Source organism: Mycobacterium sp. THU-M104, assembly GCF_049197365.1.
Taxonomy (GTDB): domain Bacteria; phylum Actinomycetota; class Actinomycetes; order Mycobacteriales; family Mycobacteriaceae; genus Mycobacterium.
Genome location: NZ_JBMIOP010000073.1, coordinates 1 through 19,527 on the forward strand (window position 1 = coordinate 1; position 19,527 = coordinate 19,527).

The window sequence follows — 19,527 nt, forward strand, 5'->3', positions numbered from 1 at the left end:
CGAAAAAAGTAGCGCTGAGCACAGTCTCGACGCCGCCAGCTCAGACTCGGCACCAGCGGCGTCTGGTAACAACCCCCGACGAACTTACGGGCGAGACCACTAGTGGGAGGCCTCCAGGAGTTCCTCGAGCGCCTGGTTCAACAGATCGGGCAGCAGATCGACGTCGCTCATGGCGGCGCGGTCGGCGTTGATCCCGAAATAGAGCATGCCGTTGTAGGAGGTCACGCTGATGGCCAGCGCCTGGCCGTTCAGCAACGGCGGCACCGCGTAGGCCTCCAGCAGCTTGGTGCCCGCGATGTAGAGCTGCGACTGCGCCCCGGGGGCATTGGTGATCAACAGGTTGAACGTCCGCTTGGAGAAGCTGGGGAAGCTGGTGGCGACGCGCACACCCATGGCGTGCAGGGTGGGCGGCGCGAAACCCGACAAGGTGACGATGGTCCTGGCGTCGACCGCACTGGCGGCGGTCGGGTTGGACTCGGTGGCATGCGCGATCTGGGACAGCCGCACCACGGCGTTGGGCTCCCCCACTGGAAGGTCGACGAGAAACGGGGTGACCTGGCTGATCATCTGCCCCGGTCCGGTGGAGTCGAACTGGTCGTCTGCGTAAACCGACAGCGGCGCCATCGCCCGGACGGTCGCGGTCGGCGACACCGGTTCCCCGCGAGACAGCAGCCAGTTGGCCAGCGCGCCGGCCACCACGGCCAGCACCACATCGTTGACGTCGCAGTCGTAGCGCGCCCGGACCGTCCGGTAGTCCGCGAGGCTGGCCCGCGCAACCGTGAATCGGCGGTTGCGGGTAACGATCGCGTTGAGCGGGCTGCTGGGAGCGGTGCCGCGCGTCACCGCCCGCGCCAGACGCACGGCACGGCGGCCCACGTCGAGCAACTCGCCCTGATTGGTCACCGCCCCGGCCACGGCGGACCCGACGGCTTGCAGCTGCGTGCCCGGACCTGCCACCCACTCGCCCAGCGCACCCAACAGCAGCCGGGTGCTACCGGGGTCGCGTTCCGGCACCCAGATGTCTTCGGGGAACGACGGCGGGCGTCGCGTCCGGTCGGCGACGACGTGCCCGATCGACAGCGCCGTTGCGCCGTTGACCAGGGCCTGATGGGACTTGGTGTAGAGAGCGAGCCGGTTGTCGGCCAGGCCCTCGACGAGGTAGGCCTCCCACAGCGGCCGCGACGTGTCCAGCGGCCGCGCGGCGAGCCGGCCGATCAGCTCGTGCAGTTGCTCGTCGCTGCCCGGCGAGGGCAGCGCCGAACGCCGCACGTGATAGGCGATGTCGAAGTCGCTGTCGTCGATCCACACGGGCCTGGCCATGCCGATGACCTCGCGGACCTTCTGCCGGTAGCGCGGTACCTGCGGCAGCCGCTGCTCGATGGTTGCCAGCAACGACTCGTAGCTCAGCCCGGCGCGCGGACGGCGCAGGATGTACAGCGACCCGACGTACATCGGGGTGAAGGTGTTCTCCAGCCGGAAAAACGACGCGTCCGAGGGGGACAAGCGGGTCACCATGACGGCCCCGTCCTCCTTGCCATTCGTTGCCACTGCGGCCATTTCGTTAACCACTGAGCTGTTCCCGCCCACGGTAACCGCCCCGCCGGCGCTCAGCACGGCGCGAGCACGCGAGAGGTCGGGTTGTGCCATGATGGCATGTCTGCACCTCTCCAGCAGGCCAATCCGTTGTCGAGACGACTCGGCTCCACCCTCGGTCCACTGGCCATCAATCCACTGGAGAGTGCGCAGTGCCCGTCCACCCCATCGTCCGGCCGTCCGGTCCGCGTGCTTTCGCCGTGACGCCCGTCGTCGACTACGAGCCCCCGACGCGAGATGTGCCCGCGTGCCGGCGTTCTTCCACGGCCACGCTGCGGCGACACGCCGCCCGCGTGCCGCTGCAGCGGGACGACTTGCCGTCCGGCAGCGTGCCCCAGCCCCCGCCGTCGGGCGGCACCGCCCTGACACCACGGATGCGCCAGGCGGCGAGCTTCGCCGACGCGGCGCTGCGGCGGGTTCTGGAGGTCATCGACCGCCGCCGTCCCGCCGCCCAGCTGACGCCCATGCTCGCGCCCGGCCTGGTCGACTCGGTGCTGTCGGTGGGTCGGGCCGGGAATGACGGCGCCGCCGTCCTGCGTCGGATGCGGCTGAAACCGGCGGGACACCGCGACCCGGAGACGGCGGCCGAGGTCTTCGGCTCCTACAGCCGCGGCTCCAGGGTGCACGCGATCGCCTGCCGCGTGGAGCAGCTGCGCACCGGAAGCCAAACCCGGTGGCTGGTGGTGGCGCTGCACATCGGTTGACGGCTAACGCGCCGAGCCGGCCCCCTCCGGCAGCGGCCCGCCGGTGAAGCGTGCCAGCACCGGACCCGCGATCGCCATCACGAAGACGTATGACGTCGCCAGCGCCGCGACGGCGGGGATGGACGCGCCGATCAGCCCGATGATGACCAGAGAGAACTCGCCGCGGGCGATCAGCGCGGTCCCGGCACGCAGCTGGCCGCGCCGCGCCACCCCGTCGCGGCGGGCCGCGAGCATCCCGGTGAGCACCTTCGTCGCCGCGGTCACGACGGCCAGCACCAGGACAACCGGGAGCATCGGAAGCAGCTGCCGGGGGGCGACGGACAGGCCGATCGACAGAAAGAACGTCGCGGCGAACAGGTCGCGCAGCGGTCCCAGCACCTTGCGGGCCCGATCCGCGGTGTCCCCGGTCAGCGTCAGCCCGACCAGGAAGGCGCCGACGGCGGCCGACGCGTGCACCGACTCGGCGAGCGCGGCCACCATCAGCGTCACCCCCAACACGCGCAGCAGCAGTTGCTCGGAGTCGGGGTGCGTCACCAGCCTCCCGACGTGGTGGCCCCAGCGATAGGACGCGGTGAACGCCGCGACGAGGGCGACGACCGCGGCGAGCATGCTCGCGACGGCCACCAGCCAGGTTCCGCCCGAGGCCAGCACCGAGAACAGCGGAAGATACGCCGCCATCGCGAAGTCCTCGAGGACGAGCAACGACAGCACGGCCGGTGTCTCACGGTTGCCGAGCCGGTGCAGGTCTTCCAACAGCCGCGCGATCACGCCCGAAGAGGAGATGTAGGTGACCCCGGCCAGCGACAGGATGGCCACGCCGTCGAGTCCCAGCAGCATGCCCGCCACCGCGCCCGGTGTGGCGTTGAGGACCACGTCGGCGCCCGCCGAAGGCAGGTGATGGCGCAGGCTGCTGGCGAACTCGGTCGCGGAGAACTCCAGGCCCAGGGTCAACAACAGCAAGACGATGCCCAGCGAGGCGGCCGTGGTGATGAACTCGTCCGCGGCGGCCACCGGCCAGATGCCGCCGTTGCCCACCGACAGGCCCGCCACCAGGTACAGCGGTATCGGCGACAACGCGAAGCGGCGTGCGAGGGCCCCCAGCACCGACAGCACCGCCAGGAGAGCGCCGAGCTGGAACAGCAGCGCCTCCGAAACCTGTACCGGCTCAGCCTTTGTCGACGATGTGCTCGACCCCGGCGATGCCTTCTGCGGTGCCGATGACGATCAGGACATCCTGGGCGCGCAGCATGTCGGCAGGACCCGGCGAAGCGAGCACCTCCTCGTCACGCACGATCGCGACGATCGAGGCCCCGGTGCGGGTGCGCGCGTGAGTGTCGCCCAGCGGATGGTCGGCAAACGGGCTGCCCGCCAGGATGTGAACCTGGCCCGTCTCGAGCCCGGGGATCTCGCGGGCCAGTTCGGTGAACCGCTCGGCGATCCGCGGCGCGCCGAGAATCTGCGCCATGGCCTCGGCCTCCTCGTCGGTGAGGCACAGCAGCGGTCGCGCCTGGTCCGGATCCTCGCGGGCGTAGACGACGACGTCGAATCCACCGCTGCGCCGGGCGATGATGCCGATTCGGTCACCCTTGTGGTCGGTGAACTCATAGCGCAGGCCGACACCCGGCAGGAGGACCTCGTTGACATCCATACCGTCGATCCTTGACGAAACGTGGCCGGGAGCAAAGCACACCCGGCCCGCGGAGCGCTAACGCTTCTTCACCGATTTCGGCGGCTTGGCGCCGCGACCCTGCTGCCGCGCGGCCGCGCGCCGTTCACGGCGGCTGGCGCCGGCGGGAACGCCGGCCGGCGCCTTCTGTCCGCCGCCGCCGTTGCGCTGCACCTCCGCCGAACCGTCCTCCGACGGCCCGGAATAGGTCAGCGCGGGCTGCTCGTCGTCGATCCCTTTGGCGCGCAACATGCTCGGAGCTTCTTCGCGGACCACTGCAGGCGCGCCGCTTCGCTGCGCCTGGTCAGCCTCAGCCGACTCCGACCCCGCCGCCAGCTCAGCCAGCCCTTCGGGCACCGCCACCGGGGCCACCTGCGGGGACGGCGAGGGCACCGCTTCCACGGCGACGTTGAACAAGAAGCCGACCGACTCCTCCTTCATGCCGTCGAGCATGGCCATGAACATGTCGTAGCCCTCCCGCTGGTATTCGACCAGCGGGTCGCGCTGCGCCATCGCCCGCAGGCCGATGCCCTCCTTGAGGTAGTCCATCTCGTAGAGGTGCTCGCGCCACTTGCGGTCGATGACGTTGAGCAGCACATTGCGCTCCAGCTGGCGCATCGCACCTTCACCCGCAAGCTCCTCGAGCTCGGCTTCCCTTGCCGTGTAGGCGCGTTCGACGTCGGAGAGCAGCTCCTCGAGCAGCTCCTCGCGGGTCAGGTCGTCCCGCTCGGAGTCGGCGTCCCGGCGTGTCAGCGTCTCGTGGTCGATCCCGACCGGGTACAGCGTCCGCAGCGCCGTCCACAACGCCTCGAGGTCCCAGTCCTCGGCATAGCCCTCGCCCGTCGCGCCGGTGACGTAGGCGGTGACGACGTCACGAACCATGTCCAGCGCCTGCTCCCTGAGGTTCTCGCCCTCGAGGATGCGGCGGCGCTCGGCGTAGATCACCTTGCGCTGCTGGTTCATCACCTCGTCATACTTGAGGACGTTCTTTCTGACCTCGAAGTTCTGCTGTTCGACCTGGGTCTGCGCGCTCTTGATCGCCCGGGTGACCATCTTCGCCTCGATCGGCACGTCGTCGGGCAGGTTGAGGCGGTTCAACATCGCCTCCAGGGCGGCGCCGTTGAACCGCCGCATCAGCTCGTCGCCGAGCGACAGGTAGAACCGGGACTCGCCGGGGTCGCCCTGGCGACCGGAGCGGCCGCGCAGCTGGTTGTCGATGCGCCGCGACTCGTGCCGTTCGGTGCCCAGCACGTACAGGCCGCCGGCCTCGATCACCTCGGCGGCCTCCTTGCCGGCTTCCTCCTTGACCTTGGGCAGCTCGGAGTGCCAGGCCGCCTCGTACTCGTCGGGCGTCTCCACCGGGTCCAGGCCGCGCTCGCGCAGCCGCTGGTCGGTCAGGAAGTCGACGTTGCCGCCCAGCACGATGTCGGTGCCGCGGCCCGCCATGTTGGTGGCCACGGTCACCCCGCCGCGGCGGCCCGCCACGGCGACAATGCCGGCCTCCTGCTCGTGGTACTTGGCGTTGAGCACGTTGTGTGGGATACGGCGCTTGGCGAACTGGCGCGACAGGTACTCCGAACGCTCCACGCTGGTGGTGCCGATGAGCACCGGCTGGCCCTTCTCGTAGCGCTCGCCGACGTCGTCGACCACCGCGATGTATTTGGCCTCCTCGGTCTTGTAGATGAGGTCGGAGCAGTCGGTGCGGACCATCGGCTTGTTGGTCGGGATGGGCACCACGCCGAGCTTGTAGATCTCGTGCAGCTCGGCCGCCTCGGTCTGGGCGGTCCCGGTCATGCCGGCCAGCTTGTCGTAGAGCCGGAAGTAGTTCTGCAGCGTGATGGTGGCAAGGGTCTGGTTCTCGGCCTTGATCTCGACGTGCTCCTTGGCCTCGATGGCCTGGTGCATGCCCTCGTTGTAGCGGCGGCCGTACAGCACGCGGCCGGTGAACTCGTCGACGATGAGAACCTCGCCGTCGCGAACGATGTAGTCCTTGTCGCGGTTGAACAGCTCCTTGGCCTTCAGCGCATTGTTGAGGTAGCTGACCAGCGGCGAGTTGGCGGCCTCGTAGAGGTTGTCGATACCCAGCTGGTCCTCGACGAACTCCACGCCCTTCTCGTGCACACCGACGGTGCGTTTGCGCAGGTCCACCTCGTAATGGACGTCTTTTTCCATCAGCGGCGCCAGGCGGGCGAACTCGAGGTACCAGTTGGAGGCGCCGTCGGCGGGGCCGGAGATGATCAGCGGGGTGCGGGCCTCGTCGATCAGGATCGAGTCCACCTCGTCGACGATGGCGAAGTTGTGCCCACGCTGGACGCAGTCCTCCAACGAATGGGCCATATTGTCGCGCAGGTAGTCGAAACCGAACTCGTTGTTGGTGCCATAGGTGATGTCGGCATGGTAGGCCACGCGACGCTCGTCGGGTGTCATCTGGGCCAGGATCACCCCGACGTCCAGGCCGAGGAACCGGTGCACGCGCCCCATCCACTCGCTGTCACGCTTGGCCAGGTAGTCGTTGACGGTGACGATGTGCACGCCCTTGCCGCCGATGCCGTTGAGATAGGCGGGCAAGACCGACGTCAGGGTCTTGCCCTCACCGGTCTTCATCTCAGCCACATTGCCGAAATGCAGGGCGGCGGCACCCATCACCTGCACCTCGAACGGACGCTGGTCGAGCACCCGCCAGGCGGCCTCGCGGGCGACGGCGAAGGCCTCGGGCAGCAGATCGTCGAGGCTTTCGCCGTCGGTGTGCCGCTTCTTGAACTCCTCGGTCTTGGCCCTCAGCTCGGCGTCGGTGAGTTTTTCGATGTCCTGCGACAACGTGTTGACATAGTCGGACACCCGCTTGAGGCGTTTGACCATGCGGCCTTCACCAAGGCGCAGCAACTTCGACAGCACAGCTATGTCCCCTGTGGGTTGGAGTCTTCTCTGTCTGTGAGACGACGTCCATCCTAGGTGACACGCCGCGGCGGCCGCGCGAACGCCGGATCAGGCCAGTCCGATCAGGCCAGTCCGATCAGGCCAGTCTGATCAGGCCAGTCTGATCAGGCCGTAGTCGTAGGCGTGCCGGCGGTAGACGACACAGGGACGTTCGGTCTCCTTGTCCTGGAACAGGAAGAAGTCGTGCCCGACCAGCTCCATCTCGTACAGGGCGTCGTCGACCGTCATCGGCGTGGCCGGGTGCTCCTTGGTCCGCACGATCCGGCCCGGTTCGTGGTCCCCGAGTTGTTCGGCGAGCTGGTCGGGAGCGGCGCGCTCGGCCGGCGACGGCTCCGGTGCGCCGTTGGGCCGCCCGGACGGGGCGGCCACCGCCGTGGCCACGGCCAGCGAGACCGGGGTCTTGTCGCCGTAGTGGACCTTGCGGCGGTCCTTGGCGCGGCGCAGCCGGTTCTCGAGCTTGGCGACCGCGGACTCGAACGCGGAATAGAAACTGTCGGCGCTGGCCTCCGCCCGGCTGACCGGTCCGCGACCGCGAGCGGTGATCTCCACGCGTTGACACGACTTGCGCTGGCGACGGTTGGGCTCGTGTTTGAGTTCGACATCGAAGAGGTAGATGGAGCGGTCCAACCGCTCGACGCGGGCGAGTTTCTGGGAGACGTAAACGCGGTAGTGGTCGGGGATTTCGACGTTGCGGCCTTTGAACACGACCTCGGCGTCCAGCGTCGGTTCGACCTGCCCGTCGGTTTGTGCCGGCGGCTCGGCGAGCATCTGACTGGAATCTACGGATGGTCTTGACATGCGTGACAATTCGTTCCCTTTCCACGTCGCACGCGCGCTGCGTGCCCGGCTTGACTCTGTCGCGCCGACGGGGTGAGGGCGGTTCCGCAATGGTTCACGCGCAGGCTGCCCGCCGGTGCAAGGTGCCGAATACTCACCCCCTTCGCCGATGGGGCCTCGACCTGGGATTTTGACCAGTGCGTCAGGCCGATGACTCAGTGCATGGTGTTGTCGACGTTAGCTCGTGTTCGCCCGGGCGTGCCACTGATTTCGCCGACCTGTTGCGAGTTCTTCACAACCTCTCGGCACGTGCCCGGTTCCGGCGGTTTCGTTCACGCGGCCGCGACCGCGAGAACCGCGACGACCCGCAGCCCAGCGGCGCACAGGGCCCGCACCGACTCCCGGGCGGTCGCGCCGGTGGTGACGACGTCGTCGACGACCATCACCTCGGTGCCCGGGTGGTCGGTGAGCGACCCGCCGCGCAGCAGCACCCGACCGGCGATGTTGCGCTCACGGGCCGCGGTGCCCAGGCCCGCCGAGTCGCGGGCCAGCGCCCTGATCCGCAAGGCGCGGGCAACTGTGACATCGGGGTGCCCCGCCACGGCGGCCCGGGCCACACGGGTGACCGGGTCGCCGCCCCGGCGGCGCGCCGCCCAAGTCCGCGTCGGCGCCGGCACGATGGTCAGCGGGGTCTCGACGATCCCCCAGGTCAGCAGCCGGTGCACGCCGACGGCCAAGGCGTACGCCAGCGGCGCGACGAGGTCGCCGCGGCCGCGCTCCTTGACCGCGAGGATCGCCTGGCGGCGGGCGCCGGCGTAGCGGCCCAGCGCGAACACCGGCACCTGCGGGTCGATGCGGGGGGTGACGACGTGCGGCTCGTCGGCGGCCACCGACAGCTCACGGCCGCAGGCGTCACACCACCGGGTCGACGGCGCCCCGCAGCCGCCGCACTCCAGTGGCAGGATCACGTCGAGCACGGCAACAGTGTCGCGCACCGGGCCGACAGCTCCGACCACAACTCAGCCCGGCAGCACCGGCGTTGCTCCGGGGACCGTCAGCCCCGGCACCTCCGACCAGCCCTGTTGGCCTTCGCCAACCGATGCCGAATACTGCAACACCCCTTGGGGTCCGGCGACGTACACCGTCGACGGGTTGGCCGCGACCGTCATCACCGGAAGCTGCAGACCACGGGCGGGCGCGTCGGAGTTCACCCCGTCGAGGTTCACGTAGGACACCGGATGACCGGCGTCGGTGCGGGTCACCACGATGTCATCACCGGTCCGCCAGGACAACGACACCACCGAGGTGCCCAGCCCGAAACCCAGCCGACGCGGGTAGGTCAGCGCGTACTGGCCGGCCTGAGTCTGCTCGATGCCGGCCAGGATCACCTGGCCGCCGATCACCATCGCTGCGCGGGTTCCGTCCCGGGACAGCTGCAGGTCGGTGATCGGTCCCGGAAAATGGCTCGCGACAGCCACGGAATCCACCGGAATGCGCGCGGGCTGCCCGGACGCAGGTTCCTGGATGGCGCGCAGCACGTTGTTGCCGTCCACGACCACCCAGACCGCGTCGTCCAGCGACCAACTGGGCCGCGACAGGGTGTGCCCGTCGGCGGACTGGACCGCCTCGGCACCGAGGTCCCCGATCCACAGCGACGCCTCCTGGTCCGGGGCGCCGCCGCGCAGCGTCACGACGGAGGCGACCTGCCGCCCGTTGCGCGACAGCGCGGCCCCGGTCTGGTCCGGCATCCGCCCGAAGGCCCCGGGCACTGTCGTGGTGTGCTGGCCGTCCAGGCCCACCAGCGCGCCGTTGACCAGCGCATGCAGGCCCGCTCCGGCACCGTCGGCCACGCCCGGGTCGGTGGCGGCGACATCGGAGGTGGTCCACCCCTCGGCGAAGCGGTCGTCCAGCGGTGCGCCGTCGGCGTTGATCACGTACGGCCCGCGGATGTCCGCCCTGGCCAGCGTCCAGATGATCTGCGCGGCGAGCAGTTGCCTGCTGTGCGGATCGGTGGTGGACAGCTTTTCCAGATCGATGCGCGCGCCGCCGTAACCGCGACCGATCCCGTTCTTGCCGCCGTCGGCGCGGGTGACCGGCCCACGCAGCCGCAACGGCGGGGCGAGCAGGTTGCGAACCGTGTGGGCCATCTCGGGGCGAGGTCCGGCGATCAGCTTGGAGATCAGCTCGGTGGCCAGCTGGTCGTGATCGGGCACCGCGACGTAGCGGGGGTCGGGAACCATCGTCTTACCGGTCGGGTCGGCGAAGTAGAGCGTGTTGCGCTTGTAGGTCGCCTGGAACTGCTGCCAGTCCAAAAAGACTCCGTTGGGCAGGCGGTCGATCCGCCAGCCACCCGACGTCTTGACCAGCTCGATCGGCCCCGGGTCGGGCAGCACGCCCTCGGCGGTCTCGAACACACCCATATCGGACAACGAACCCAGGATGTCAGCCCGCATGGTCGCCGAAACACGTTCAGCAGCACGGGTTTCCACGAAAACGACATGGTCGATCAGCAACGCGCTGCCGGCATCGTCCCACGCGTTGGACGCGGACTGGGTGAGGAACTGCCGCGCTGCCAGATGCCGGTTCGCCGGGTCCGCCGTGGCCTTGAGGAATTCCCGCAGTAACACGTCGGGATCCATTCCCGGGGTCGGCTTGGGCAGGTTGGAGGGGGCCGGCCGCTCGACGGTGCCGATGGCCTGCGGCGCCGACGTGCTGGGCACCCCCGCGCAGCCGCCGAGCAGCGCCGCCGCGAACAGCAGACCCAGCAGGCGGCGCATCAGCCGCTCCTCTCCGCTGGCTCACGCTGACGCTGAAGGTCATTGCGGTGTTGCGGGCCGGTGCCGTCGACCTGCGGCATCGGCTGCGAATTCGCGTGCGGGACCGGTTTCATCGGCAGCGGGCTGGTGGTGACCTTGTGGCCGCGCACCAGGGGCAGCGTCAGTCTGAAGCACGAGCCCTCGCCGGGCTCGCCCCACGCTTCCAGCCGGCCCTGGTGCAGGCGCGCGTCCTCGATGCTGATCGCCAGGCCCAGCCCGGTGCCGCCGGAGCGCCGCACCCGCGACGGGTCCGCCCGCCAGAACCGACTGAACACCAACTTCTCCTCACCGGGGCGCAACCCGACCCCGTGGTCGCGCACGGTCACGGCGACGGTGTCCTCGTCGGCGACCATCCGGATCTCCACGGGCTTGTGCTCGGCGTGGTCGATCGCATTGGCGATCAGGTTGCGCAGGATGCGCTCCACCCGGCGGGTGTCCACCTCGGCGATCACCTCGTGGAGCGGCAGGTCCACCTGCAGGGCGACACCCGCGTCTTCGGCCAGGTGACCCACGTTGCTGAGCGCGCTGCGCACGGTGGCGCGCAGATCCACCGCGTCCACGGACAACTCGGCCACACCCGCGTCGTGCCGAGAGATCTCCAGCAAGTCGTTGAGCAGGGTCTCGAACCGGTCCAGTTCGCTGACCATCAGCTCGGTGGAACGCGCCAGCGTGGGATCGAGGTCGGAACTGTGGTCGTAGATCAGGTCCGCCGCCATCCGCACCGTGGTCAGCGGGGTACGCAATTCGTGGCTGACGTCGGAGGTGAAACGGCGCTGCAGGTTGCCGAACTCCTCGAGCTGGGTGATCTGCCGGGACAGGCTCTCGGCCATGTCGTTGAACGACATGGCCAGGCGGGCCATGTCGTCCTCCCCGCGCACCGGCATCCGCTCGGACAGGTGACCTTCGGCGAACCGCTCGGCGATCCGCGACGCCTGCCGCACCGGCACCACCACCTGGCGGGACACCAGCACCGCGATCCCGGCCAGCAGCACCAGCAGCACCGCACCACCGGTGATCATCGTGCCGCGCACCAGCATGATCGTGGCCTGCTCGTTTTTCAGCGGGAAGATCAGGTAGAGCTCGAGGTTGGCCACCTGCGACGACGCCGGCGAACCGATGACCAGGGCCGGACCGGAGAATCCGTCTGTGCGCACCGTGGCGTACTGGTAGGCCGCCTGCCCGGCCTTGACGAAACCGCGGAGGGCGTCCGGCACCTGGTTGACGGGCCCGGCCGTGGTGGCGGCGCGGGGGCCGTCACCGGGAACCATCAGCACCACGTCGAACACGCCGGCGAGCCCCGCGCCCGAGGCGGGCTCGGTCTTGGACGTCAGCGTGTTGCGGGCCAGCTGCAGGCTGCTGTCCAGCGAGCGAGTCTCCTCGCCGCTGACGATCCCGCCGACCGTCGTGCGCGCCCGCTCGATCTGCTCGGTGGCGGCCCGGACCTTGACGTCGAGCACCCGGTTGGTCAGCTGGCTGGTCAGCACGAAACCGAGCGCCAGGATCACTCCCAGCGACAGCCCGAGAGTCAGCGTCACAACGCGCAGCTGCAGCGACCGGCGCCACGCGACGGCCACCGCCCGGCTGACCGCGCCCATGCCGCGCGGAAGGGGGCCCGAACGGCCCCAACGACTACGAGTGCGCCGGCGTGAGCCGAAGATCACCTGCGCCGCTCCTGACCGCCGCCGCGCTCGGCGCGGATCATGGAGGTCCGGCCTTGTATCCCACTCCTCGAACGGTCAACACCACGGTCGGGTTCTCAGGATCCTTCTCGACCTTGGCCCGCAGGCGCTGGACGTGCACGTTCACCAGGCGGGTGTCCGCCGGGTGCCGGTATCCCCACACCTTTTCGAGCAGCACATCACGAGTAAACACCTGCCGCGGCTTGCGTGCCAGCGCGACCAGCAGGTCGAACTCCAGCGGAGTCAGAGAGATCTGCTCGCCGTTGCGGGTGACCTTGTGCGCCGGCACGTCGATGTCGATGTCGGCGATGGAGAGCATCTCGGCCGGTTCGTCGTCGTTGCGCCGCAACCGGGCCCGCACCCGCGCGACCAGCTCCTTGGGCTTGAACGGCTTCATGATGTAGTCGTCGGCGCCGGACTCCAAGCCCAGCACCACGTCCACGGTGTCGGTCTTGGCGGTCAGCATGACGATGGGAATGCCGGAGTCGGCACGCAGCACCCGGCACACGTCGATGCCGTTCATGCCGGGCAGCATCAGGTCGAGCAGCACCAGGTCGGGCCGCAGCTCGCGCACCGCGGCCAGGGCCTGGGTACCGTCGCCGATGACCGCGGTGTCAAAGCCCTCCCCGCGCAACACGATGGTGAGCATCTCGGCCAGCGAAGCGTCGTCGTCGACGACGAGAATCCTTTGCCTCATGGACTCCATGGTGTCACCAGATCGGGACAAAACAGGGGCGCCACACGGGCGTTTCTCGCCCGAGAAGGCCAATTGGCGACAAATCACGTCGAAATGTGCGCGTCGCGGTGCCTAGCGGCCCTGCACAACGGCCCCGGGGACGCCCCCGGACCCCGTCAGTGTCGCGGCGAGCCGCACCGGATCGACCTCGGCGTCCACCACCAGCCATCGCCCACCCCAGGCGGTGGCGGCGAGCTCGGCGAACACCGTACTGGTGCGCTGCTGCAGCCCGACGTCGCGCTCGTAACTGTCTCGGGCGCGGCCCGGCTCGGCGGCGGCCCGGGCCCGTGCCCGGCGCCCGGCGAGTTCTGCGGGCACGGCAAGCAGCACCTGCCAGTCAGGCGCGGGCAGCCGCAACCGCTGGAATTCGAGCCGGTATACCCAAGCCACGGCCTCTCCGGCCACGCCCTGATGCAGGCGGGCGGCGCTGTAGGCCGCGTTGGAGGCCACGTAGCGGTCCAGGATCACCACGTCGTGGTCGCCGCGCAGCCGATCGATCTCCCCGACCGCCCCCGCGCGGTCGAGCGCGAACAGCGTCGCCATCGCGTACACCGATTCCGCGAGGTCACCGTGCTGGCCGTGCAACGACTCCGCGGCGAGGTCGGCGGTCACCGATCTGCCGTAGCGCGGGAAGTCCAGCGTGGCCACCGAAAGGCCGGCGGCCTGAAATGCCTTACCCAGCCCGTCGGTCAGCGTCCGCTTGCCCGCGCCGTCGACTCCTTCGACCGCAATCAGCACGGCGCTGACCCGAGCGCGCGGCTCAATGCCCGAACGTGAAGCTGGCCGCACACTCGGCGCAAGCGTCTCAGTAGCGGTAGTGGTCGGGCTTGTAGGGGCCCTCGACGTCGATGCCGAGGTACTCGGCCTGATCCTTGGTCAGCTTGGTCAGCCGGCCGCCGAGTGCCTCGACGTGGATGCGGGCCACCTTCTCGTCGAGGTGCTTGGGCAGCCGGTACACCTCGTTGTCGTACTCGTCGTTCTTCGTCCACAGCTCGATCTGGGCGATCACCTGGTTGGAGAAGCTGTTGCTCATCACGAACGACGGGTGGCCGGTGGCGTTACCCAGGTTCAGCAGCCGGCCCTCGGAGAGAAGGATGATCGACTTGCCGCTGTCGGGGAACGTCCACACGTCGACCTGCGGCCGGATGTTCACCTTGGTGGCGCCGGAGCGCTCCAGTTGGGCGACCTGGATCTCGTTGTCGAAGTGCCCGATGTTGCCCAGCACGGCGTGGTCCTTCATCGCCTTCATGTGCTCCAGGGTGATGATGTCCTTGTTGCCGGTGGCGGTGATGACGATGTCGGCCTGGCCGATCGCCTCGTCGACCGTCACCACGTCGTACCCCTCCATCAACGCCTGCAGCGCGTTGATCGGGTCGATCTCGGTGACGACGACGCGGGCGCCCTGGCCCTTCACCGACTCCGCGCAGCCCTTGCCCACGTCGCCGTAGCCGCAGACCAGCACCTTCTTGCCGCCGATCAGCACGTCGGTGCCGCGGTTGATCCCGTCGATCAGGGAGTGCCGGCAACCGTACTTGTTGTCGAACTTGGATTTGGTCACCGAGTCGTTGACGTTGATCGCCGGGAACGCCAGGTCCCCGGCCGCGGCGAACTGGTAGAGACGCAGCACCCCGGTGGTGGTCTCCTCGGTGACGCCCTTGACGGACGCGGCGACCTTGGTCCACTTGTCCTTGTCGGTCTCGAAGCGGTTGCGCAGCAGGTTCAAGAAGATCTTCCACTCGGTGGGGTCGTCGTCCTCGGCGGGCGGCACCACGCCGGCCTTCTCGTACTGGGCACCGCGCAGCACCAGCATGGTGGCGTCACCACCGTCGTCGAGGATCATGTTGGCCGGCTGGTCAGGCCACGTCAGCATCTGCTCGGCGGCCCACCAGTACTCCTCCAACGTCTCGCCCTTCCAGGCGAACACCGGAACGCCCCTGGGCTCCTCGGGGGTGCCGTACGGGCCGACGACGACGGCCGCGGCCGCGTGGTCCTGCGTGGAGAAGATGTTGCACGACGCCCAACGCACCTCGGCGCCCAGCGAGACGAGGGTCTCGATGAGGATCGCGGTCTGCACCGTCATGTGCAGCGAGCCCGAGATCCGCGCGCCCTTGAGCGGCTGCACCTCGGCGTATTCGCGGCGCAGCGACATCAGGCCCGGCATCTCCTGCTCGGAGAGCTCGATGTCGCGACGCCCGTAATCCGCCAGCGACAGATCGGCAACCTTGAAGTCGATGCCGTTCCGGACGTCGGCATTCAGGGATTTTTCGGTCGTCGTCATAGCGTCTCTCATCCTTACTCGTGGCTCACCGGCACTAGCGGTACTTAGCTTCAGTATGTTCTTGCGCCACTGTAGTAGGACGACCTCACGGCCCCTCGATCAGGGAGAGTCGGACCGAGGTCGGCCCTGCTTTCAGGGCCGGATCTCAGGACCGGCTTTCAGGGCCGGATCTCAGGGCCGGATCTCAGGGCCGGATCTCAGGGCCGGTGGGCGACGCCGTGCCGCTCCGCGAACGGCGTCATCAACCGGGCCAGGTCCGCCGCGACATCATGGTTCGCCTCGGGTGGCATGGACACGTAACTCAGCGCCAGCCGCACGATGGCGCGGGCCAGCACGCCGGCATCCTCGTCGCTGGCGGCCACCCAACTCTGGGTCAGAGCCGTCGTCAGGCTCGTCGATGCGCGGGTGATGATCGGGGCGCTGTCGGTGGTGATGATCTGCAGCAGGTCGGGCTTGGCCACCCCCGTCAGCAACGAAATCACCAGCGGGTCGGCCGCCGACTCGGCGAAGAACTCGCGAAATCCATACAGGAACGCCTCGTAGACGTCGCCGACGTGGGCGTCGAGGGCGGCGTGCACGGTGTCGACGAGCCGGTCGGCCAGGCGCAGGGCGTAACCCTGCGCCAGGCCCTGACGCGAGCCGAACTCGTTGTAGATGGTCTGCCGGCTGACGCCGGCGGCGCGGGCCACGTCGGACAGCGTGATGGCGGACCAGTCGCGGGCCAGCAGCAGGTCCCGCATCGCGTCGAGAACCGAGTCCCGCAGCAGCATCCGCGACGCCTCGGCGTATGGCATCCGCTTCACCGGCTCGGCGGCATCTTTTTTCAGGGCGTCTGTTTTGAGGGCGTCGTTCGCGGCGACGGTCGTGGCGATCACGACCGCGCCACCTCCACCATCTCGAAGTCTGCTTTCGCCGCGCCGCAATCCGGGCAGCTCCAGTCCTCGGGGATGTCGTCCCAGCGGGTGCCGGGGGCGATGCCATCCTCGGGCCAGCCGAGCGCCTCGTCATACTCGAAGCCGCACTGCAGGCAACGGAATCGTTTGTAGTCGCTCACGTGTTCGCTCCCATCTGTATGAAGTCGACCTTCTCGCGCACCGCGCAGTCCGGGCAGCACCACTCTTCGGGGATCCGACCCCACGCCGTGCCGGCCGGAAAGCCCTCCCGCGCATTGCCCTGGGCCTCGTCATAGATGTAGCCGCAGCCCGGGCACCGGTAGGCGGTCATGCTGCCCGCGCCTGGTCGGAAGCGCCGTACCTGGCCAGCACCTTGGCCCGTAGGCGCGGCTGCACGTTGACCTTGGTGATGTCGCCGCCGTAGTGCTCGAGCACCCGATGGTCCATCACCTTGCGCCACAGCGGCGGGAAGTAGGTCAGCGAGATCATCGACGCATACCCGCTGGGCAGGTTGGGGGCGCCGTCCATGCTGCGCAACGTCTGGTAGCGGCGGGTGGGGTTGGCGTGATGGTCGCTGTGCCGCTGCAGGTGGTACAGGAACAGGTTGGTGACGAGGTGGTCGGAGTTCCAGCTGTGCACCGGGGCGCAGCGCTCGTAGCGGCTTTGTCCGGAAGCGGTGACGGTCTGCTGTCGCAGCAGACCATAGTGCTCGAGGTAGTTGACGCCCTCCAGCAGGGAGAAGCCGAAGACGGCCTGGATGAGCACGAACGGGATGAGCGCCGGGCCGAAGACCGCGATCAGCGCGCCCCACAGCACCACCGACATCAGCCAGGCGTTGAGGACGTCGTTGGACAGGTAGGTCCTGGGGTCCCAGGGGTTTTTGCCGAGCCGGCGCAGTCGCTGGGCTTCCAGATGCAGCGCCGAACGCAGGCTGCCGAAGACGCTCCGCGGCAGGAACTCCCAGAACGTCTCGCCGAAACGGGCCGAGGCCGGGTCCTCGGGGGTGGCGACCCGCACGTGGTGGCCGCGGTTGTGCTCGATGTAGAAGTGCCCGTAGCAGGTCTGGGCCAAGGTGATCCTGGACAGCCAGCGCTCCAGGGATTCCTTCTTGTGGCCCATCTCGTGGGCGGTGTTGATGCCGACACCGCCCAGCACACCGACCGACAGCGCCAAGCCCAGCTTGCCGGCCCAGCCCAGCCCGCCGGCATAGCCCAGCCAGCCCAGGTCGGAGGCGGTGAACAGGTAGGCGCCCAGTACCACGCTCAGGTACTGGAACGGGACGTAGAGGTAGGTGCAGTAGCGGTAGTACCTGTCTTCATCCAGCTGTTCCATCACCTCGTCGGGCGGGTTCTGCCCGTCCGGCCCGAAACGCAGGTCCAGGATCGGCACCAGGACGTAGACCAGGATCGGTCCGACCCACAGCAGTACCTGCGAGCCCGACTGCCACCCGAGACGGTTGAGCGCCCAGATCAAGGGCAGCACCACGAACAGCGCCGTCGGGACGATGAGGCCCATCAGCCACAGCCGGCGCTTCCTGTCTCGCCAGACGGGCACCTCGACTCGATCGACGTGCTGGCCGGTCGCCCGGTTCACCGGAGGCCTCCGTGTGGACATGTGCCGAACCTCCTCGTGATTCACGTGACAGCGATTTAGACAATATGACCACTTCCGTCTCGTGTCTAGACATTTGATGGTGGTTTGTAACCCTCGTGTCAGGTCCGGGTCGGTTCAGTCCTCGGCTGCGGGGTGGCCCGCTCCGACTCGCGCCGACCCTGCACCGAGTGCCGGTAGCCGTAGCCGAGATAGATGGCGATTCCCACCAGCAGCCAGACCCCGAAGCGGATCCAGGTCAGCGCGGTGAGGTTCAGCATCAGCCACGCGCAGGCGCAGATCGAGGCGATCGGCAGTAGCGGCACCCACGGAGCCCGGAAACCACGCTCGAGGTCGGGACGCGTGCGGCGCAGCACCATGACGCCGGCGGAGACCAGGACGAACGCAAACAACGTCCCGACGTTGACCATCTCCTCGAGCTTGGCGATCGGGAACACCGAGGCCGTCATGGCCACCAACACCGCGACCAGCACGGTGATACGCACGGGCGTGCCCCGCGCCCCGGTCTTGGCCAGCGAACGCGGCAGCAGCCCGTCGCGTGCCATCGCGAACAAGATTCGGCACTGACCGAGAAGCAGCACCATCACCACGGTGGTCAGCCCGGCCAGCGCGCCGAGGGCGATGACCTTGCTGGCCCAGTGCACGCCGTTGGCGGTGAACGCCGTGGCGAGGTTGGCCTGACCCCGGCCCGGAACGGTTTTGAGCTCGGTGTAGGGCACCATGCCCGACAACACGACCGCCACCGCGACGTAGAGGACCGTGACGATCGCCAGCGACACCAGAATGCCTTTGGGTACGTCGCGCTGGGGCCGCTTGGTCTCCTCGGCCATGGTGGCCACGATGTCGAACCCGATGAACGCGAAGAACACGATCGACGCCCCTGCCAGCACGCCGTACCAGCCGTAGTGGCTGCCGGGTGCCCCGGTCAGCAGCGACAGCACCGACTGGTTGATGCCTGTCGCCTCGCGTCCCGCCTCGGGCGCCGGGACGAACGGCGAGTAGTTCGAGCCCTTGACGTAGAAGGCGCCGACCACCACGACCAGCACCACGACCGCCACCTTGACGCCGGTGACCAACGCCGAGAACCGCGACGACAACTTCGTGCCCAGCGCGATCAGGGTCGCCACCACCGCGACGATCAGCACCGCGGCCCAGTCGAGCCGGACCGCTCCGAGCTGCAACCGGCTGCCGGCGAAGCCGGCCACCGTCGCCAGATAGGTCGACCACCCCTTGGACACCACGGCGGCGCCGATGGCCAGTTCCAGCAGCAGGTTCCACCCGATGATCCAGGCGAGGAACTCGCCGAAGGTTGCATAGGAGAAGGTGTAGGCGCTGCCCGCCACCGGTAGCGTCGACGCGAACTCGGCGTAGCACAGCGCCGCCAGCGCGCAGGTGACCGCGGCGATCACGAACGACACCCAGATGGCCGGGCCGGTGATGTCACCGGCGGTCGAGGCGGTCACCGTGAAGATGCCTGCACCGATCACCACCGCGACACCGAACACCACCAGGTCCCACCAGTTGAGGTCCTTGCGCAGCCGGGTGTCCGGCTCATCGGTGTCGGCGATCGATTGCTCCACGGACTTCATGCGCCACCGATTCGCCATCCACCCTCCCGTTGGTCACCTCTTGGACGGCACAGTACTGGGTGGCCCCGTACCGGGTGGCACCCGAAGGCGTCCGGGGGCGAACAAGCAGTCGCCGGGGCTGGACAGGCTGTGCCACCAGGACGGGACCCGAGCGCTCACCGCCTTGGGGAGGACCGGCGGGGCGTCACAGCCCGACGGTCACCCTGAACAGCGTGGCGGACTCGCGCGCGACGAGCCGGATCGGGCCG

17 protein-coding genes are annotated in these 19,527 nt (G+C 68.7%); 1 reads left to right on the top strand and 16 read right to left on the bottom strand.

The genetic code is table 11. The features are described from left to right. Positions 1 to 99 precede the first annotated feature (99 nt). A complete protein-coding gene (locus tag ACOJVU_RS06950) occupies positions 100 to 1,515 on the bottom strand; it encodes a WS/DGAT/MGAT family O-acyltransferase (protein WP_421529118.1) in 1,416 nt (471 codons plus the stop codon). 230 nt (positions 1,516 to 1,745) lie between these two features. Here ACOJVU_RS06950 and ACOJVU_RS06955 point away from each other — a divergent pair, with 230 nt between their 5' ends. Further along, positions 1,746 to 2,297, top strand: a complete 552-nt coding sequence (locus ACOJVU_RS06955; protein WP_421529105.1) for an Rv3235 family protein — start codon at positions 1,746 to 1,748, stop codon at positions 2,295 to 2,297. A 3-nt stretch (positions 2,298 to 2,300) separates the two neighbouring features. On the opposite strand, the gene ACOJVU_RS06960 is transcribed toward ACOJVU_RS06955, so the two are convergent. The 15 genes from ACOJVU_RS06960 to ACOJVU_RS07030 all read right to left on the bottom strand — a co-directional run bounded on the left by ACOJVU_RS06960 (position 2,301) and on the right by ACOJVU_RS07030 (position 19,297). Next, on the bottom strand, positions 2,301 to 3,440 hold the full coding sequence (locus ACOJVU_RS06960; RefSeq protein ID WP_421529119.1) for a cation:proton antiporter: 1,140 nt from the start codon (positions 3,438 to 3,440) through the stop codon (positions 2,301 to 2,303). A 22-nt stretch (positions 3,441 to 3,462) separates the two neighbouring features. Continuing rightward, the gene (locus ACOJVU_RS06965) at positions 3,463 to 3,945 is read right to left on the bottom strand and encodes a cation:proton antiporter regulatory subunit (protein ID WP_421529106.1); all 483 of its coding nucleotides are present in this window, start codon (positions 3,943 to 3,945) and stop codon (positions 3,463 to 3,465) included. A gap of 57 nt (positions 3,946 to 4,002) precedes the next feature. Next, positions 4,003 to 6,858 (bottom strand): preprotein translocase subunit SecA, encoded by a 2,856-nt coding sequence (secA, locus tag ACOJVU_RS06970; protein ID WP_421529107.1) that lies wholly within the window; start codon positions 6,856 to 6,858, stop codon positions 4,003 to 4,005. 132 nt (positions 6,859 to 6,990) lie between these two features. Next, positions 6,991 to 7,698 (bottom strand): ribosome hibernation-promoting factor, HPF/YfiA family, encoded by a 708-nt coding sequence (gene hpf, locus ACOJVU_RS06975; protein ID WP_421529108.1) that lies wholly within the window; start codon positions 7,696 to 7,698, stop codon positions 6,991 to 6,993. A 311-nt stretch (positions 7,699 to 8,009) separates the two neighbouring features. Beyond that, positions 8,010 to 8,654 (bottom strand): ComF family protein, encoded by a 645-nt coding sequence (locus ACOJVU_RS06980; RefSeq protein ID WP_421529120.1) that lies wholly within the window; start codon positions 8,652 to 8,654, stop codon positions 8,010 to 8,012. Positions 8,655 to 8,696: 42 nt separating this feature from the next. Then, positions 8,697 to 10,454: an MtrAB system accessory lipoprotein LpqB gene (lpqB, locus tag ACOJVU_RS06985; protein ID WP_421529109.1), complete on the bottom strand. Its 1,758-nt coding sequence runs from the start codon at positions 10,452 to 10,454 to the stop codon at positions 8,697 to 8,699. Then, positions 10,454 to 12,154: an MtrAB system histidine kinase MtrB gene (gene mtrB / locus ACOJVU_RS06990; RefSeq protein WP_421529110.1), complete on the bottom strand. Its 1,701-nt coding sequence runs from the start codon at positions 12,152 to 12,154 to the stop codon at positions 10,454 to 10,456. The genes lpqB and mtrB overlap by 1 nt, the downstream gene beginning before the upstream one ends. 37 nt (positions 12,155 to 12,191) lie before the next feature. Then, positions 12,192 to 12,878 carry a two-component system response regulator MtrA gene (gene mtrA / locus ACOJVU_RS06995; protein WP_421529111.1) on the bottom strand — a complete coding sequence of 229 codons (687 nt, stop codon included), beginning with the start codon at positions 12,876 to 12,878 and terminating at the stop codon, positions 12,192 to 12,194. 102 nt (positions 12,879 to 12,980) lie between these two features. Continuing rightward, on the bottom strand, positions 12,981 to 13,646 hold the full coding sequence (locus tag ACOJVU_RS07000) for a dTMP kinase (RefSeq protein ID WP_421529112.1): 666 nt from the start codon (positions 13,644 to 13,646) through the stop codon (positions 12,981 to 12,983). Between the two features lie 67 nt (positions 13,647 to 13,713). Further along, positions 13,714 to 15,186, bottom strand: a complete 1,473-nt coding sequence (gene ahcY / locus ACOJVU_RS07005) for an adenosylhomocysteinase (RefSeq protein ID WP_421529113.1) — start codon at positions 15,184 to 15,186, stop codon at positions 13,714 to 13,716. 197 nt (positions 15,187 to 15,383) lie between these two features. Beyond that, on the bottom strand, positions 15,384 to 15,980 hold the full coding sequence (locus ACOJVU_RS07010) for a TetR family transcriptional regulator (protein WP_421529121.1): 597 nt from the start codon (positions 15,978 to 15,980) through the stop codon (positions 15,384 to 15,386). A 77-nt stretch (positions 15,981 to 16,057) separates the two neighbouring features. Then, positions 16,058 to 16,240: a rubredoxin gene (locus tag ACOJVU_RS07015; RefSeq protein ID WP_421529114.1), complete on the bottom strand. Its 183-nt coding sequence runs from the start codon at positions 16,238 to 16,240 to the stop codon at positions 16,058 to 16,060. After that, positions 16,237 to 16,410 carry a rubredoxin gene (locus ACOJVU_RS07020; protein WP_421529115.1) on the bottom strand — a complete coding sequence of 58 codons (174 nt, stop codon included), beginning with the start codon at positions 16,408 to 16,410 and terminating at the stop codon, positions 16,237 to 16,239. Before ACOJVU_RS07020 ends, ACOJVU_RS07015 begins: the two co-directional genes overlap by 4 nt. Continuing rightward, the gene (locus tag ACOJVU_RS07025) at positions 16,407 to 17,693 is read right to left on the bottom strand and encodes an alkane 1-monooxygenase (protein ID WP_421529116.1); all 1,287 of its coding nucleotides are present in this window, start codon (positions 17,691 to 17,693) and stop codon (positions 16,407 to 16,409) included. Before ACOJVU_RS07025 ends, ACOJVU_RS07020 begins: the two co-directional genes overlap by 4 nt. A 98-nt stretch (positions 17,694 to 17,791) precedes the next feature. Continuing rightward, positions 17,792 to 19,297, bottom strand: a complete 1,506-nt coding sequence (locus ACOJVU_RS07030) for an amino acid permease (RefSeq protein ID WP_421529117.1) — start codon at positions 19,295 to 19,297, stop codon at positions 17,792 to 17,794. Between the last annotated feature and the right edge of the window lie 230 nt (positions 19,298 to 19,527).

Excerpts from the sequence above, each read along its gene's own strand:
- ahcY (WP_421529113.1), bottom strand. The coding sequence starts at position 15,186 with ATGACGACGACCGAAAAATCCCTGAATGCCGACGTCCGGAACGGCATC.
- ACOJVU_RS06965 (WP_421529106.1), bottom strand. The coding sequence starts at position 3,945 with ATGGATGTCAACGAGGTCCTCCTGCCGGGTGTCGGCCTGCGCTATGAG.
- ACOJVU_RS07025 (WP_421529116.1), bottom strand. The coding sequence starts at position 17,693 with ATGTCCACACGGAGGCCTCCGGTGAACCGGGCGACCGGCCAGCACGTC.
- hpf (WP_421529108.1), bottom strand. The coding sequence starts at position 7,698 with ATGTCAAGACCATCCGTAGATTCCAGTCAGATGCTCGCCGAGCCGCCG.
- ACOJVU_RS06950 (WP_421529118.1), bottom strand. The coding sequence starts at position 1,515 with ATGGTGACCCGCTTGTCCCCCTCGGACGCGTCGTTTTTCCGGCTGGAG.
- ACOJVU_RS07020 (WP_421529115.1), bottom strand. The coding sequence starts at position 16,410 with ATGACCGCCTACCGGTGCCCGGGCTGCGGCTACATCTATGACGAGGCC.
- mtrA (WP_421529111.1), bottom strand. The coding sequence starts at position 12,878 with ATGGAGTCCATGAGGCAAAGGATTCTCGTCGTCGACGACGACGCTTCG.
- ACOJVU_RS07010 (WP_421529121.1), bottom strand. The coding sequence starts at position 15,980 with ATGCCATACGCCGAGGCGTCGCGGATGCTGCTGCGGGACTCGGTTCTC.
- ACOJVU_RS07030 (WP_421529117.1), bottom strand. The coding sequence starts at position 19,297 with ATGGCGAATCGGTGGCGCATGAAGTCCGTGGAGCAATCGATCGCCGAC.
- lpqB (WP_421529109.1), bottom strand. The coding sequence starts at position 10,454 with ATGCGCCGCCTGCTGGGTCTGCTGTTCGCGGCGGCGCTGCTCGGCGGC.